The 16348-nt window shown below is 43.5% G+C and carries 13 protein-coding genes; 4 read left to right on the forward strand and 9 right to left on the reverse strand.

What is annotated here, in order from left to right; all coding sequences use genetic code 11:
• Positions 1–34 precede the first annotated feature (34 nt).
• The 7 genes from J7623_RS17580 to J7623_RS17605 form a co-directional block, all read right to left on the reverse strand.
• Entirely contained in the window at positions 35–904 is an 870-nt protein-coding gene (locus tag J7623_RS17580; protein WP_291922724.1) for a hypothetical protein, read from the reverse strand.
• Positions 905–933: 29 nt separating this feature from the next.
• On the reverse strand, positions 934–1428 hold the full coding sequence (locus J7623_RS31765) for a DUF6169 family protein (protein ID WP_366839267.1): 495 nt from the start codon (positions 1426–1428) through the stop codon (positions 934–936).
• Positions 1412–1702 (reverse strand): hypothetical protein, encoded by a 291-nt coding sequence (locus J7623_RS17585; protein WP_291922725.1) that lies wholly within the window; start codon positions 1700–1702, stop codon positions 1412–1414. Before J7623_RS17585 ends, J7623_RS31765 begins: the two co-directional genes overlap by 17 nt.
• A gap of 12 nt (positions 1703–1714) precedes the next feature.
• Positions 1715–2161: a 50S ribosomal protein L9 gene (gene rplI, locus J7623_RS17590; RefSeq protein WP_291922726.1), complete on the reverse strand. Its 447-nt coding sequence runs from the start codon at positions 2159–2161 to the stop codon at positions 1715–1717.
• Positions 2162–2167: 6 nt separating this feature from the next.
• Positions 2168–2440, reverse strand: coding sequence for a 30S ribosomal protein S18 (gene rpsR / locus J7623_RS17595; RefSeq protein WP_106527276.1), 273 nt, complete (start codon positions 2438–2440; stop codon positions 2168–2170).
• Positions 2441–2444: 4 nt separating this feature from the next.
• The gene (gene rpsF, locus J7623_RS17600; RefSeq protein ID WP_291922727.1) at positions 2445–2795 is read right to left on the reverse strand and encodes a 30S ribosomal protein S6; all 351 of its coding nucleotides are present in this window, start codon (positions 2793–2795) and stop codon (positions 2445–2447) included.
• Between the two features lie 204 nt (positions 2796–2999).
• Positions 3000–6290, reverse strand: coding sequence for an Ig-like domain-containing protein (locus J7623_RS17605; protein ID WP_291922728.1), 3291 nt, complete (start codon positions 6288–6290; stop codon positions 3000–3002).
• Positions 6291–6586: 296 nt separating this feature from the next.
• Between J7623_RS17605 and htpG the strand changes: the two genes are divergently transcribed.
• Entirely contained in the window at positions 6587–8416 is a 1830-nt protein-coding gene (htpG, locus tag J7623_RS17610; RefSeq protein ID WP_291922729.1) for a molecular chaperone HtpG, read from the forward strand.
• 159 nt (positions 8417–8575) lie between these two features.
• A complete protein-coding gene (locus J7623_RS17615) occupies positions 8576–9367 on the forward strand; it encodes a dienelactone hydrolase family protein (RefSeq protein WP_291922730.1) in 792 nt (263 codons plus the stop codon).
• 53 nt (positions 9368–9420) lie between these two features.
• Here J7623_RS17615 and recJ read toward each other — a convergent pair whose 3' ends face one another.
• Together recJ and J7623_RS17625 are read right to left on the reverse strand one after the other, a co-directional pair.
• A complete protein-coding gene (gene recJ / locus J7623_RS17620; protein ID WP_291922732.1) occupies positions 9421–11133 on the reverse strand; it encodes a single-stranded-DNA-specific exonuclease RecJ in 1713 nt (570 codons plus the stop codon).
• Between the two features lie 58 nt (positions 11134–11191).
• Positions 11192–12157, reverse strand: a complete 966-nt coding sequence (locus tag J7623_RS17625; protein ID WP_291922734.1) for a polyprenyl synthetase family protein — start codon at positions 12155–12157, stop codon at positions 11192–11194.
• 313 nt (positions 12158–12470) lie between these two features.
• On the opposite strand from J7623_RS17625, the gene J7623_RS17630 reads away from it, so the two are divergent.
• A complete protein-coding gene (locus tag J7623_RS17630) occupies positions 12471–14021 on the forward strand; it encodes an OmpA family protein (RefSeq protein WP_291922737.1) in 1551 nt (516 codons plus the stop codon).
• Positions 14022–14172: 151 nt separating this feature from the next.
• On the forward strand, positions 14173–16125 hold the full coding sequence (locus J7623_RS17635) for a KUP/HAK/KT family potassium transporter (protein WP_291922739.1): 1953 nt from the start codon (positions 14173–14175) through the stop codon (positions 16123–16125).
• The last annotated feature ends 223 nt before the right edge of the window (positions 16126–16348 follow it).

The following is a 16348-nucleotide window of genomic DNA, read 5'->3' on the forward strand; positions in this document are numbered from 1 at the left end:
CTCCTAAAAGTTAATGAAAAATCACCAATCACGCTTACTCGTAATGATATTCCATTACAAATTCGGTGTCTGTACCTGGCTGTGTAAAGCCTTTACTGTGCAGGTGTACCCAGGCGCCCAGTGGGAATCCGTTGGCATTGTAGTAATAAGTATACTGATACAGCGACGAGCGCTCGTATGGTTGGTAATGTGGCTGATAAACGGGTGTTTCCTTCTCTGTAATCCTTACCAGCGATGGATTTTTGTTGCTCAGGTGTAAAAAAGCATTGGAAAGATTACCTACCGGTGTCAGGTGGGTAGCCGGCGCTACGGCGCAACTGATCAGCAACTGGTTCACGATTGGCCGCATAGGATTAATAGAGTCATCCCATTCGTATTGAGCTGTCCGCAGGGTCACCAGGGTGTCTTCTTTTTTCCCGGAACAGTTATCTACACAGATATCTTTCCGCCTGGATTCGTACTTGCTGTAGTCCCAGCTAATGGCCTGCATGGAATCTGAATACTTCATGACTTCCGGCAATCCTTTGTTCCAGCGGATACTGGCGGTACGCAAGGGCTTTTCCGTTGCATCAAAGTATTTTATTTCAGTAACGTTGCCTTCTTCATCCCAGGCGGTTACCTGTGCCCGTTGCTGTACCTGGTTGGTGTCGCGGTTAGAAAGCACCATAGCGGTAATGCGGTGGGCTTTGTCGTAGAAGAAGGTGCTGACATTGGTATCATTCGACTGTTCATGATGTACCAGCTCCTGCAGATTACCTGCTTCATCGTAATGGAAGGTGTATTGCGGGGTATCATCTCCGCGGATACCAATAGTGGTCAGCCTTGGAGCGGCAGCCTTGTATTTATTGGTACTACAGGCGGAAATAGTGATAACGGCAATTAAACAATAGATTACATTTTTCATACTCATGGCGGAATAAGGGTATGAAAATACTAATAAGATTTGAGTTTTTCAGCGGTAGCTTTACTCAGGTTTCGAAAGCTGGAAATGATGTAATCTTTCAATGTATTATTGGAGTGTAGGATAATGGAGCAATGAATATCCATGTCCTGCGTGTGGATGGATTCGTTGTATTTCTCAAGATAATTACACTTTTGAGATCTGTACCAGTATTCAAATATACGCATTCTTGCCGCGCCTCTTTGGTCTGCACTGTCACATACAAAGAATAATACACGATCTTGGTTACCAATTATTAAGCTGGTAAATACATCTGTAATCGTAATTCTAATGCGTATATCATGGGGTTTGTAGTTTGATGTTTTTATCCTATCGAATCCGAAGGTCAGAACATCATCGGAAAATTCGGGGTAATCTTGAAAATAGCTTTTGCCATCTCCAAAATAAACATGATAAACAACTTGTTGGTCAGTTGTAAATTCATATATCCCGGCTTGTAGTTCGGAGAGATTATAAGGGCTGAACAAACTTAATACCTTTAGATTTTAATTCTGATAAATCACGGCCATTCGTAATGTAATCATGAATTAATTTCTTATCCTCTATCATCTTCTTTAAGATAGCAATGATTTTAGGATCAGGTGTTGATATGTGTTTTTCTGGTTTCATTGTGGTTACATTACAAATATAACCAAATATATCGAGAACCTTTTCGTTGTCTGTTAACCCAACACAAACAATCTCATTCTGCCACAAAAAAAATCCCGGACTGCATACAGTCCGGGAAGTTTCTTTTTCCAACAAGTTGGAATATTACTCAGCTACTACTTCGAATTCCAGTTCGGTTTCGTTGCCTTTACCAAAATCGAGGCGAGCTTTGTATGTACCAAGTTCTTTCACATCATCCAGGATGTGGATGCGGCGACGGTCGATTTCATAACCTTTCTGTTCTTTAATTGCACGGGCAATCTGAACACCAGTTACGCTACCGAAGATCTTACCGGATGTACCGGTTTTAGCGCCAATTTTAATAGGAGAAGCTTTCAACACTTCTACTACTTTCGCAATTTCAGCCAGCAGTTTCTCTTCTTTTACTTTCTGCACTTTCAGGCGCTCCTGAAGTTGCTTCATGTTAGAAGGACTAGCTTCTACTGCAAATTTCTGAGGAATCAGAAAGTTCCTGGCGTAACCATTTTTTACGTTAACCAGTTCATTCTTCTGACCCAGGTTATCTACGTCTTGTATTAAGATAATTTGCATAACTTCTTACTTTAAAAGGTCAGTAACATAAGGCAATAAAGCCATTTGACGAGCTTTCTTAATAGCCTGGGCTACTTTACGCTGAAATTTCAGGGAGTTACCCGTAATACGACGTGGCAACATCTTGCCCTGGTCGTTCAAAAATTTCTTCAAAAACTCCGCGTCTTTGTAATCTACGTACCTGATGCCCATTTTCTTAAAACGGCAGTATTTCTTCTGACGTTTTTCAGTTTTTACGGCTGTTAAGTACTTAATTTCTTGTTTAGGTTTAACTGCCATAATTTTAAGCTTCAGTGGTTTTAGATTCAGCATTTACACCATGTCTTTTGCGACCGTTGTAAGCAACAGCGTGCTTATCCAGTGCAGTAATCATGTGGCGTAATACATTTTCATCGCGATTCAGCTGGATTTTCAGCTTCTCATTGAGGTCGGATGGCGCAGTGTATTCCAGAACAACATACATACCTGTAGTTTTCTTCCGGATTGGATACGCCAGTGATCTTAATCCCCAGGGATTTTCGTGCGTGATTTCTCCGCCGTTGTCTTTGATAACATCAGCGAATTTCTTTTGGGCGGCTTTGTAGTCGTCCTCAGAAAGCACAGGGGTAAAGATCACCATCAATTCGTAGTTCATAATTCCCTGTTTTAAATGGTTTAATTAAAAAATTAGGACCGCAAAGATACTGAACTATTCCTTATTTCCACAAGATTACACCGTTATTCGCCAAATATTTGATGGTGAATGTGTATTTTATTAATAACCAACGATTTGTCATATATAAAAAGCCGCCCCGGGGTTCCAGGGCGGCGTCTCGTTTGCATGGTTTTATCAAAAAGATCAGTGGTTAACGAGAATCTTGCTAACCTGGACCTGGTCACCCGATTGTGACCGTACCCTCAGGAAGTAAACACCCGTCGGCAGTTGCTCTATATCTATTGTCTTATAATTTTTTCCCTTTATAAATTCTGCCCTCCGCTGATAACGGACATGCCCCTGCACATCTATTAACTCCACAATGGCAGGCCCACCCTGTGGCCAGTCTACCCAATATTGCAACTGGCGGCCAAAGATACACCATATTAGTTTCCATAACAGATCTCTATCCAGCATAAAGACCGTTTTTACCGGGCTGTACCTTATGCTGCTGTCCAGCCCCACGATCTTTAACCGGTACGCTGAGAATCCCATCCATGGTTTTTCATCATACGTCATATACGCCGATGCTTCCCGGGTACTACCTTGTGCACTAATCGTATCCACTGTCTCATATGTCTGGTAATTACGGGAACGCTCTACCACAAAGTGTTTGCTGTTGATCTCATAAGGTGTACGCCAGGTTAATAATACCTTTCCTCCCTCCGGTTTAGCGCTGAAATCCAATACCGGTAAAGGATTAGCCAATACCGGCACGCTATAACGACTCATCACCGGATAGTGATCCGTAGTAGTGGTACCATAACTGCTGACCAGCTTCTCTACCTGGGTTTGAATGGCCGCAGATGCCGGGATATAAGCTACACCTGTTTCATTGGACGCAATCACGTTGTCAATCACCGAAGGATAACTCACGGTAGAACGTTTCCCCGCTAAGCTCAATGGCAGCGTTAATGGCTTATAGTCAGTACTGTCGGTGATAAAATCAATATAAGAAGTAGTGGTATCCGGGAGTAGTTCCGTAGTAATGGTTTTGGATAAATCGTCATTAAAATCGCCCAGCATAATTATGTTACTATACGGGTACTGCGCATCCAGGGTATCTTTCAATTCTTTCACGCCATCTTTACGACGATGCCAGGACGTAATTTTCTCTGTACTGGTGCCGGTATTGGCTTTGGCATGTATCAACACAAATTGTATGCGTGCGGAATCATTGTCCAACTTAGCCGTAGCTTCCATCAGGTAAGGGAAACGGCCGGATGACCAATTGTAATATGCGGTACTGCTGCCACCCCGGCGCAATACACCATAAGTGCGGATTTTCCGGATCACTGATGTTTTATAAACAAATGCCAGCTTCTGCGCACTCACATAATCAGCATCGGTAGTACTGTCTGCATAAGAGCCAAAGTCCGATAATACATAGTCGTATCCCGGTAACTGTTGTACTACCGCGCGGAAGCGGGCGGTATCCACCACTTCTGCCAATGCAAAGATGTCGGCATCCAGTTTTTTAAGTACGGTAGTAACATTGGCCTGTTGTAAGCTGTCATTGGCAGGGTTTTGCACGGGGCTACCAAACCATTCTATATTCCAGTTGACTACTTTCAGTGAACGCAATGAAGTACCGGATAAAGTGATATGCTGATCTGAAAAATTAGTGGCGCTAAATTGGAGTGTACCGCTGTAGGACTGTCCGGTAGCGGTAGGCGCAAATTGCACATACACTTCCTGTGGTCCGGCATTGATATCGGCCAGCGCAAAAGTTACCTGGCTGCTGAAATTGCTGTTATCGCGCGATACCCTGAAACCAGCCGGAGCACTGATACGCAGGTCACTGGTGAAGTCGTTGGCCCAGAAGCCAATGCTTTGTGATGTAGAAGTTTGCCCGGATTTTACATAATCAAAATCCAGGGCTGCCGGGTTGCTGTTCAGTGTGGGCGCCGGTGCCGCAGTGGTATCTTTGATACTGAAATTATCTATCGTCCAGCGGGCCGCCTGTATAGCCGGTCCGGAAGTATATACAAATGCCACATATACATTGCTTTGCTTAAAGGCGGTAAGATTAATACCGGAAGATAACTGCCACACATCACTACCTGTCTCAGGAAAGCGACCATTGATAGTAGTCCAGGTAGCTTGCCGCGGATCTCCGCTACCGGTGTAGTTGGTGGATACGCGAAGACTTAGCGGTGCGCCGGCAAAGGCAGTGCGACTGCTAAACTGCAGCAGGGGAAAATGTAAACCTGTCAGGTCAAATACCGGAGAAATCAGCCAATCTTCGTTTTCAACAGGTCCTCCGCTATAGCCGTTAATTTGTATACCGTTGCTGTTGTTTTGTCCGAAAGTGCTGCAAGCCCAAACCTGTGCCCCGCTTACGCTATATTGGGTAAATCCGCCACTTAGCATGCTGCTGCCACTCGGAGTGCAGTCGTTAAACGTGTAATTGAGCTCCTGGTTGCCGGTGCTAAAGCCCCATTGCGTGCTATCAGTGATACCGGCAAACCCGTTGCCGGAAAGGTCTTTCACCAGGCCACTGTCAGCCGTAATATAGTAATGACTGTTGGGGCGTAGTATTCTTTTAATCGTCAGCGTATTGTTGCCAATGATAACGGCAGCGTTGCTGATACCGATGCTGTCAACGGCGCCGGTGTTGCTGTTATGCAGCCAGATAAACCCTGTACCGGGTTGTATGTTTTCTGTAAAAGTAATTTTGGGAGATGTAACAGGTGATACATCTATTGCAGTATTAGATGGTTCCAGGAGGCTGATAACAGGGGGAGTGGTATCCCTGCCAGATCCGTTGATGATAATATTGTCAACCGCAAACCCTGGTCTGGAGCCAGCTCCGCTGATTTGCCGGTTTACCCAGCGAAGTTGTATCAACGCCTGGTTGTTGCAGGCCGGCGGCAGTATCAACGATTTATTAACACTGTTTTGCGGTTGTGTAACACCAGATCCGGTTTGTGTAATAGTGTCATTCTGATACGCTGTTTCATTCAAATTGACAAAACTACCGGTGTTGCCTATACGATATTGTAGAATGACTTCATTGATACGTGTATTGGTATTCCCATCATAAGGATTCCTGATCGTCATTGCATCATAAGTCAGTTGTATATTTTGCTGACCACTGGTGTTGATAGCCAGTGTTAATGCATTATCAACGCTGCCGCTGTTCAGGAAACCCAGTTTGCCGGTGTAATTATACACACCGTTCCCTGTGGAAGATGCGCTGCCATTGGCTATCAGCGGTTTGTCGCCTGCCGGAGCGGCCGTATTAAAATTGCCCGAAGGTGCGCCGGAAAGCAACCATCCCTGCCATCCGTCCGGGTAAGTGGTGCTTGTAGCCGGTAGGGCATCAAAGTTCTGCTGATAAGGCAATGTTTGTGCTGCAGGATTTGTTTGCCCGGTGGCCAGGTGAGCGGTGAGTAAACAAATAAACAGTAACGGGAGTAGAGGTTTTTCCATAGTGTGTTTTTAAAATGGGGTAATCAGATTTCGGTGGTTTAAATCTACGGAAAACATCTCTTTTCATGATATGATTTTTTTGTTAATAGTGAAGAAATATCACTATATCATATGTTTATAGGAGTGTTCGGAAAAGATGGTGCGGGTTCCTGCCATCATTGTTACAGGTAAACTATGTAGCGCACCTGTCTCCTGAAAATATATTTTATATAATTATAATTTGTTTGTTGTCATCTTGTCAGTATCCTTCTGCTGGCACACCCTTTGAAAAGTTCACTCAAAAAATCAGATAACCGATGCAAAAAGGTGCAATACGTGTTCAAACAGAGAACATTTTCCCAATTATCAAGAAGTTCCTGTATTCCGATCATGAAATTTTTATCCGCGAGCTGGTAAGTAACGCGGTAGATGCTACCCAGAAGTTAAAGACCCTGGCCAGTGTTGGTGAGTTCAAAGGTGATCTGGGAGATATCTCCATTGATGTAAGAGTAGATAAAGAGAAAAAAACAATTACCATCGCAGATCATGGTATTGGTATGACTGCGGAAGAGGTGGACAAATATATTAACCAGGTGGCTTTTTCCGGAGCAGAAGAGTTCCTGAAAAAGTACAAAGGACAGGAGAGTGGCACCAATATCATCGGACATTTTGGTCTTGGTTTTTACTCTTCTTTCATGGTGAGCAGCAAGGTAGAAATCTTCTCCAAATCCTGGAAAGAAGACGCCACCGCCGTTCGCTGGGAATGTGATGGCAGCCCTGAATATGAATTGGAAGAAACCAGCAAAGCCGACAGAGGTACCGAAATTGTGATGTACATCAATGAGGAAAGCGAAGAATTCCTGGAAGATGGACGCATCCGTTCTATACTCGATAAATTCTGTAAATTCCTGCCTGTTCCGGTTACTTTTGAAGGAACACAGATCAACAACACCAATCCTGCGTGGACTAAAAAACCAAGCGAACTCACAACAGAAGATTATCAGAATTTTTATAAGGAATTGTATCCATTTGCGGAACCACCTTTATTCTGGATTCACCTGAATGTAGATTATCCTTTTAATTTAACCGGTATTCTCTACTTCCCGAAAATTAACAAGACCTATGAAATGCAGAAAGATAAAATCAATCTGTATTCCAACCAGGTGTATGTAACGGATGAAGTAAAAGATATTGTGCCTGAATTCCTCATGCTGCTGCATGGTGTAATTGATAGCCCGGATATCCCGCTGAACGTAAGTCGTAGCTATCTGCAGGGCGATCCTAACGTGAAGAAAATTAACGCGCATATCACCAAAAAAGTAGCCGATAAACTGGATGAAATTTTCCGTAATGATCGCACCTCTTTTGAAGATAAATGGGAGTCAATTGGCTTGTTCGTGAAATACGGTATGATGACCGATGATAAGTTCATGGAAAAAGCGAACAAATTCCTGATTATGGAAGATGTGGCCGGTGGTAAATTCTATACCCAGGAAGAATACCGCACTGCTGCTGCCGCGCTGCAAACCAATAAAGAGCAGAAACTGGTGATATTGTATGCTACAAACCCGGTGCAACAGGACAGTTACATACAGGCAGCAAAAAATAAAGGTTTCATCGTAGTGAAGATGGAAACGCTGGTAGATGCAGCTTTCATCAACAATATGGAAATGAAATGGGACAACGTTTCATTTACCCGTGTAGACGCGGATATTGCAGATAACCTGATTGATAAAGATGAAAATGCTACTACTGTATTATCGCAGGAGCAGGAAGGTACACTGAAAGAATTATTTGGTGCGCAGGTAACACAGCCTAACATCAAGGTAGAAATGAAAGGTTTGAGTGCAGAAGCACAGCCGGTAATTGTTACCCGTCCGGAGCTGATGCGCCGTATGAAAGATATGGCTGCAATGGGCGGTGGAGGAATGAACTGGTATGCCAATATGCCTGATGAAATCAACATGACGGTAAATGCGAACCACCCGGTATACACGCAAATTCTGAAAGAAGGTAATAGTGAGTTACAGCAGAAGCAAATCAAGAACCTGGCTGACCTGGCGTTATTATCCCAGAATCTGTTGACCGGCGCAGATCTGACTGCTTTTGTAAACAGGAGCGTGGAATTAATGCATGAAAAAAAATAGTGTAACTACACAATAAAAAATATTTCTTTTCCTGTTTTTTTAGTTGTTATTTGCAGCAACCCCCGAAGCTGCTGATAAAATAAAGCAGGAGAAAAATATTGTAAAACCTAGTCCCTTCACGCTACAAGCGTGGAGGGACTTTTAGTTTATAGTAGTTATATGAAAAAAGAAGTAATTAAGATTTTTAGCCATATCTGCGTGTTTAGTATGCTCGCACTTTTTTCCTGCTCTAAAACAGGAACTGTTACCCCTATTGAACCAACACCACCAGTAACCACGCCGCCGGTAACACCTCCGGCAGATACTTTCGCCCAACAAACTCCCGGTATCACCGTACAAAAAATAGATACCAGGGGTGGAAATATAAGCAACTACCTGTTATACATCCCGGATAAGTATAACAGTGAAAAAAGTTATAAATGGCCGGTAGTCATTTTCCTGCATGGAATAGGGGAAATGGGTAATGACATTAATGCATTGAGAAATGCAGGACTGGTAAAGGTAGTAGGTGGAAAACCTTTTGTGATGATAGCTCCACAATGTTTAAGTGGTTGGTGGAATCCGCAATACCTGGATATCCTTTACAAGGAGGTATTGGCTAAATATCATGTGGATCCCTCAAAGGTTTACCTGACCGGTTTGAGTATGGGAGGATATGGTACCTGGGACTGGAGTTCTGCCCGTCCGGAAAAATTTGCTGCCATTATTCCTATTTGTGGCGGAGGTGATGTAAATCGCATGCCGGCGCTGAAAAATATGCCTGCCTGGGTTTTTCATTGTGCGGATGACCCTACGGTTAATGTGAGCAATTCGCGTACGCTGGTAAATGCGCTAAAAGCGATGGGAAGCAATGTGCAGTATACAGAGTATCCTAATGGAGGTCACGATGCCTGGACGCGTACCTATGCTAACGCTGACGTATATACGTGGTTGTTGAAGCAACATAAATAGCGATTATTTTATGCAGTTGTTATAATGTGCTGTAATAAAATAGCTGTATGATATTAATTTTTGGAAGGCCGGATGTCAATTACTTTCAGTTGCAGAGAGGTTTGGCCGTTCCATTCATTTTCGTCCAGTGAAAACACCAGGTCAACTGGTTTTTTATCCGCCAGCAGCGGAAATTTTTCGGCCATGTAAAATCCGATACCGGACATAGTAGGGCCATATCTGCCCTGTTTTACTGAAAACTTGATATGCTCATCTTTTACAATTTTTGAATAGCCATTATCGACAAGGTTCCTGGCCAGGAAAACCGGGCGCAGATTTTCAGGTCCCAGTGGTTCAAATTGTTTGAGGATATTAAAAAACGCGGGCGTGATATCTGCAAATTGAATTTCAGAATCGATCACTATTTCAGGTACCAGCTGGTCCGGACGTATGCTGTTGGCTACTACTTCTTCGAAGCGCTCCTGGAATGCTTTCACATTTTCTGTTTTCAGCGTCATACCTGCGGCGTAAAAATGGCCGCCATAATTTTCGAGGAGGTCTTTACATTGATGAATAGCTTCGTATACATTGAAACCCATTACGGAACGGGCCGATCCGGCTACATGGTCATCGTTTGATTGAGTAAGGATAATAGTAGGGCGGTAATAATATTTATCAATGAGCCTGGAGGCTACGATGCCCACTACGCCTTTATGCCAGTGTGCCTGGTATAATACGGTGGATTTCCTTTTGGCGATATCGGCATCATTTTGCAACAGGGAGATGGCTTCCTGTGTAATGGTGTTGTCTATTTCTTTCCGGTCGAAATTATCGGCATGGAGTACTGCTGCGATAGCTGCGGCTTTTTCCACATCATTTTCAATAAAAAGATTCACTGCTTTCCTGGCATCATCCATTCTGCCGGCGGCATTTACGCGGGGGGCAATCACAAATACCAGGTTAGCGATGGTCAATTTTTCCTTTAAGGCACTGAGTGCAATCAGGGCTTTAATGCCAGGCAGCGGATCCTCATTTACTTTTACAAGGCCGTGAAACGCGAGTATCCGGTTTTCCCCGGTCATGGGTACAATATCCGCTGCAATGCTGGTAGCAACCAGGTCCAGGAATTTATTGGCTTCAGAAGCAGGTAGTCCTCTTTTTTGCGCAAAGGCACTGATCATCTTATATCCAATACCGCAGCCACTTAGTTCTTTGTAAGGATAGGGGCAGTCGGCTTGCTTAGGATTGAGAATGGCAACTGCCGGCGGTAATATGGCATCGGGAAGATGGTGATCGCAAATAATGAAGTCGATCCCCCATTCTTTGGCCACTGTAATATGATCGATGGATTTAATACCGCAGTCCAGTGCTATAATCAGGCTGAAGTCGTTGTCGCGGGCGTATTCAATACCCTGCATAGAAATGCCATATCCTTCCCGGTAGCGGTGTGGGATATAAAATTCGATATTATTGTAGAGCTTCTGTAGAAAAGCATACACAGTCGCAACAGCGGTACAGCCGTCTACATCATAATCTCCGTAAATCAGTATTTTCTCATGTTGGAAAAATGCCAGTTCAATACGGGAAATGGCTTTATCCATGTCTTTCATCAGCCAGGGATCATGGAGATCTTCAAGCGTTGGGCGAAAAAATTGCCGGGCAGCTTCAAAGTTGGTCACATTTCGTTGTACCAACAGCCGGCACAGCAACGGATGTATACGCAATGATGATTGAAGTAATTGTTCCTGATTTGGTTGATATGCCTTTACTGTCCAGCGTTTTTGCATTATTTTGTTTTAGTAAGCCTTTGGCTCTATCCGCATATTACATTATTTTTTATTCTTTCTAAAATGTTCTGTCGGTGGTGAATCTTACAAGCGATTCCAATCCTTTTCTGACGGCATTTTCAGGGAATTTATGTAAGATGGTAAGGGCTTCGTCGCGGTATTCAAACATTTTTTGCCTGGTGTAATCGATACCGCCGGATGATTTCACCAAACGGATGACTTCTTCTACGCGGTCTTTATCAGTATTATGATTTTTTACTATGTTAATAATTTTTCTCCTGGTTTCTGTGGAGGCATGTTCCAGGGTATAGATAAGGGGGAGGGTCATTTTTTTCTCCCGTATGTCGATGCCGGTAGGTTTACCGATTTTGGCAGAGCCATAATCGAACAGGTCATCTTTTATCTGGAAAGCGACGCCGACTTTTTCTCCGAACAGGCGCATCTGTTCAGTGGTATGTTCATCATTGCTGCTGCTCCACGCACCGGCGGCGCAGGCGGAAGCAAGTAATGACGCTGTTTTGCGGCGGATAATTTCAAAATAAATATCTTCTTTGATATTGAGTTTACGGGTTTTCTCAATCTGGAGTAATTCTCCTTCGCTCATTTCTTTCACGGCTTCAGATAAGATCTGTAAAGTCCGGAAGTCATTATTATTAAGCGACAGTAACAGTCCTTTTGACAGGAGGTAGTCGCCCACCAGGACGGCTATTTTATTTTTCCATAAAGCGTTGATAGAGAAGAGGCCCCTGCGTTCATTGGCATCGTCTACCACGTCGTCATGCACCAGGGTGGCGGTATGCAGCAATTCTACCAGCGCAGCGGCGCGGTAGGTACTTTCCTGGATATTGTCATTGAAAAGTTTTGCTGATAATAAAACAAACATGGGCCTGATCTGCTTGCCTTTGCGTTTCACAATGTAGTGCATGATCCTGTCCAGCAATGGCACATGACTTTTTACTGAATCTGCGAACTTACTCTCAAAATCCTGTAATTCTTTCCCTATCAGGTGTTTAATATCGTCCATGTATTAATAAAAAAGGATTGCTAAGCTAGGTTTTATAAATCACATTTTAACATTTTGGCCTTTAATTTGTATATGGAGTATAACATTCTTTTAACACGGCTTAAAGTTTCCTTTAACACAGGATATACATAAGTTTAACTTAACAGGATTTAAGGTATATAAATACTTTCATTTACGCTCTAGTTTTGAGGGACTTATCAATGAAAATAATATTGCAAGAAAAATTTGTATATTCATTTATGATATTTACCTTTGCTAGGTAAAAAACGGGTTATTAGTAAATTTTTAACAGTTTTTAATAAAAAAAACAATTATGGCAAGCAAAAAGTACTTATTACTGGCAGGCGCTGTGGGTTTACTATCAGCATCTTCTAGTTTTGCACAGGTTCAACCAACCGGCTACGATGCTCTGGATAGCACCAAAGTGTCTAGCAAGCGTATGGTACAACAAAATAACTTCACGAACCACCAATCAAATTTCCCGGCTAAACCGAGAGATATGTGGGAACTGGGTTTTAGCGGTGGTTTACACGTGATTGACGGAACTGTTCCTGCTCAACCAGGTTTTGGTGGCGGTATCTCCCTGAGAAAAGCACTGGGTCATACCTTCTCCCTGAGAGCTGAATACATCGGTTCTATCGATAAAGGCCAGGACTACAAACTGCGTCCAAACGTTCCAGCTGGTGGAATCAATCCATGGGCTGCTACCGCTGCTAAGAACGGTGGAATGATTGTTCCAAACTACAAATCTCAGAACCACCAACTGTCTTTGGACGTGCTGGCTTCTCTGAGCAACATCCTGTTCTACAGAGCTGAACCTAAAGTTAACTGGTACTTACTGGCTGGTTACTCTATCGTAATGGCTGACGTTGACGTTGACGCATTGGATGCAAACGGTAATGGTTATGACTATTCCGGTATTAACTTCGGTGCAAAACGTAGCGATATCCGCAAACAACTGAACAACCTGAGAGACAAGAAATATGAGCAAAATGCTCCTTCTCAGGGTAACAGAATTGCTATCGGACGTAAAGATGACAACCAATTACTCCGTCACGCTCTGGATCTCGGTACTGGTGTAGCGTTCAAAGTTTCTAAACGCTTCAACATCGGTCTGGAAGAAAAAATCACCATGCCATTTGATGCATACCTGGATGGATATCCTGGTCCTGGTGGTTCTACCAAAGATTTCTACTCTTACACCAGCTTACGTCTGAACTTCAACCTGGGTAACTCTTCTAAACGCGTACAGCCATTATGGTGGATCAACCCACTGGAATACGCTTACAGCGAGCTGAGCAACCCACGTCACATGAAGATCCCAGCTCCGGTTCTGCCTGATGCTGACGGTGATGGCGTAACTGACCAATTCGATCGCGAACCTAACACTCCAGCAGGTGCACCAGTTGATTCTCACGGTGTAGCTAAAGATACTGACGGTGATGGCGTTCCTGATTACAAAGACAAACAACTGATCACTCCAACTTACTGCCAACCAGTTGATGCTGATGGCGTTGGTAAATGCCCAGATCCAGAATGCTGCAAAAACCGTCCAGTAGAAGCTTGCAATAGCCTGGTTCTGCCTAGCGTTTCCTTCAAAGGTAGCTCTACCAAAGTTGGTAAAGATCAAGAAGCTATCCTGGCTTCTGTTGCTTCCAGCCTGAAATCTCATCCTTCTTGCAACGTACTGGTTACTGGCCACGCAGGTGCAAAAGGTAAGAAAGGTGGTGTTGATCTGAGCAGCCGTCGCGTTGATTCAGTAATCGACTACCTGGCTGACAAACAAGGTATCGACCGCGGTCGTTTCATCAAACAAAACACTCCTGGTGAGTCTGGCACTGTTGACTTAGCTCCAGCTAACTAATCAGTATCACTCATTAAGATGATAACTAAAAAGAATCCTCTCCCTTTTTCGGGAGAGGATTTTTTTTGCCCCGGATGCTCCATTAGAATTATTATTGGAGTGTCAATATTTACCCCTAATTTTGAAGGCTTTTTAACCAACTTATTATTACGTGGGAATAAACATTAACAAGGTCTCCCTGGCAGGTCTCGTAGTAGCACTTGGTATTATCTACGGCGACATCGGAACGTCTCCACTCTATGTTTTCAAGGCCATCGTAGGAGGAAACCCCATCAGCGACCTGCTCGTGATAGGCGGTATCTCTTGTATTATCTGGACACTTACCCTGCAAACCACCGTTAAATACGTTATCCTGACCCTCCGGGCAGATAATAAAGGAGAAGGTGGTATCTTTTCACTGTATGCATTGGTACGACGGCACGCCAGATGGACCGTTATTTTTGGTATGATCGGTGGCGCCGCACTGCTCGCAGATGGTATCATTACTCCTCCTATTACCGTTACCTCCGCCATTGAGGGGCTAAGAACGCTGGAAGTATTTAAAGATCTCGGCCAACTTACCATTGTAAAAATTGTATTGACCATCATCACGGGCCTCTTTGTTATGCAACAGTTCGGCACGGTGTCCATTGGTCGTATGTTTGGACCCATCATGGTATTATGGTTTTCTATGCTCGGTATCCTCGGTATTTCCCATATTGCCGACGACCTCAGCATCTTTAAAGCATTCAGCCCCCATTACGCTATTGAACTCTTAACCACTTATCCGAAAGGATTTCTCATATTAGGCGCTGTATTCCTGTGTACAACAGGGGCGGAAGCATTGTATTCTGACCTTGGTCACTGCGGTAGAGGAAACATCAGGGTATCCTGGATTTTCGTTAAATCCTGCCTTATTTTGAATTATTTGGGACAAGGCGCCTGGCTGCTCACGCAGAAAGGACAGATTATCCCGAAAGACCAGAACCCATTCTTTACCATTATGCCGGAATGGTTTATCATTTTTGGCGTATTAATAGCCACCCTGGCATCTGTAATAGCCAGCCAGGCATTGATATCTGGTTCCTTTACCCTCATATCTGAGGCCATGCGACTGAATTTATGGCCGAAAATGCGGGTAAACTACCCCACTGAAATGAGAGGACAGCTTTACATTCCTGGTATCAATACCATGCTGTTTGTAGGTTGTGCAGCTATCGTGCTGATTTTCCAGGAATCGTCCAATATGGAAGCTGCCTATGGATTATCTATCACTATCTGTATGCTCATGACTTCCTGCCTCTTTGCCTTTTATCTCTACACGAAAAGGGTCTGGGTGGGCTGGATATTATTATACCTGGTCGTCTATTTTACGATCGAATTTTCCTTCCTTTTCGCCAATATGGTGAAGTTTATGCATGGAGGGTATGTGACCGTAATTATAGCAGGCGCCTTATTCCTGGTGATGATCGTTTGGTTCAAATCCCGTAAAATCAAGAACCGTTACGTGGAATTTGTACGACTGGAAGATTACCTGCCTATTATCCAGGAATTAAGTAATGATACTTCTATCCCTAAATACGCTACCCACCTGGTATATATGAGTAGTGCCGATAATCCTAAGGAGATAGAACATAAAATCATTTATTCCATTCTCAATAAAAAGCCGAAACGGGCAGACATCTACTGGTTTGTTCACGTAGACGTAGTAGATGAGCCTTATTTGAGTGAATATTCCGTACAAACCATTATTCCAAACGAGGTGATACGTGTGGAATTCCGCCTTGGTTTCAAAGTGGAACAACGCATTAACCTGATGTTCAGAATGGTGGTGGAAGACATGGTACGCAACAAGGAAGTGAACATTACCAGCCGCTATGAATCACTAAGTAAAAACAATGTGGTGGGCGACTTCCAGTTTATTGTGATGGAGAAATTCCTGTCACATGACAACGATTTACCATTGTATGAAAGAATGATCATGAAGATGTACTTCTTCCTGAAAAAAATCAGTTTATCGGAAGAAAGAGGCTTTGGGCTGGACTCCAGTTATGTGACCATTGAGAAATATCCGCTGGTGGTAGCGCCTGTTACCAATCTGCAACTGAAGCGGATCGTACATTAACAGTAAGCATAAAGCATAAAGCGTAAAGCAAAAAGCTATTGAGGCGAATGATAGGAGCGGATGAGTATCTAGTGTACTCGCGCTTATCATTCGCCTCAATAGCTTTTTGCTTTCTGCTCTTTCCGTCTATCCTACAAATTGGATATTCCAGTTTTTTTTATAGATATTGGCAGATAAGGGGACCTGTTTCTGTAAGGGAATATTGATCCCGACTTCTGTAAAA

This window comes from Chitinophaga sp., assembly GCF_017745275.1.
GTDB lineage: Bacteria > Bacteroidota > Bacteroidia > Chitinophagales > Chitinophagaceae > Chitinophaga.

Coding starts and splice junctions, on each gene's coding strand:
- J7623_RS17605 (WP_291922728.1), bottom strand. CDS start 6,290: ATGGAAAAACCTCTACTCCCGTTACTGTTTATTTGTTTACTCACCGCT.
- rpsF (WP_291922727.1), bottom strand. CDS start 2,795: ATGAACTACGAATTGATGGTGATCTTTACCCCTGTGCTTTCTGAGGAC.
- J7623_RS17615 (WP_291922730.1), top strand. CDS start 8,576: ATGAAAAAAGAAGTAATTAAGATTTTTAGCCATATCTGCGTGTTTAGT.
- J7623_RS17580 (WP_291922724.1), bottom strand. CDS start 904: ATGAAAAATGTAATCTATTGTTTAATTGCCGTTATCACTATTTCCGCC.
- J7623_RS17625 (WP_291922734.1), bottom strand. CDS start 12,157: ATGGACGATATTAAACACCTGATAGGGAAAGAATTACAGGATTTTGAG.
- rplI (WP_291922726.1), bottom strand. CDS start 2,161: ATGCAAATTATCTTAATACAAGACGTAGATAACCTGGGTCAGAAGAAT.
- rpsR (WP_106527276.1), bottom strand. CDS start 2,440: ATGGCAGTTAAACCTAAACAAGAAATTAAGTACTTAACAGCCGTAAAA.
- J7623_RS17630 (WP_291922737.1), top strand. CDS start 12,471: ATGGCAAGCAAAAAGTACTTATTACTGGCAGGCGCTGTGGGTTTACTA.
- recJ (WP_291922732.1), bottom strand. CDS start 11,133: ATGCAAAAACGCTGGACAGTAAAGGCATATCAACCAAATCAGGAACAA.
- htpG (WP_291922729.1), top strand. CDS start 6,587: ATGCAAAAAGGTGCAATACGTGTTCAAACAGAGAACATTTTCCCAATT.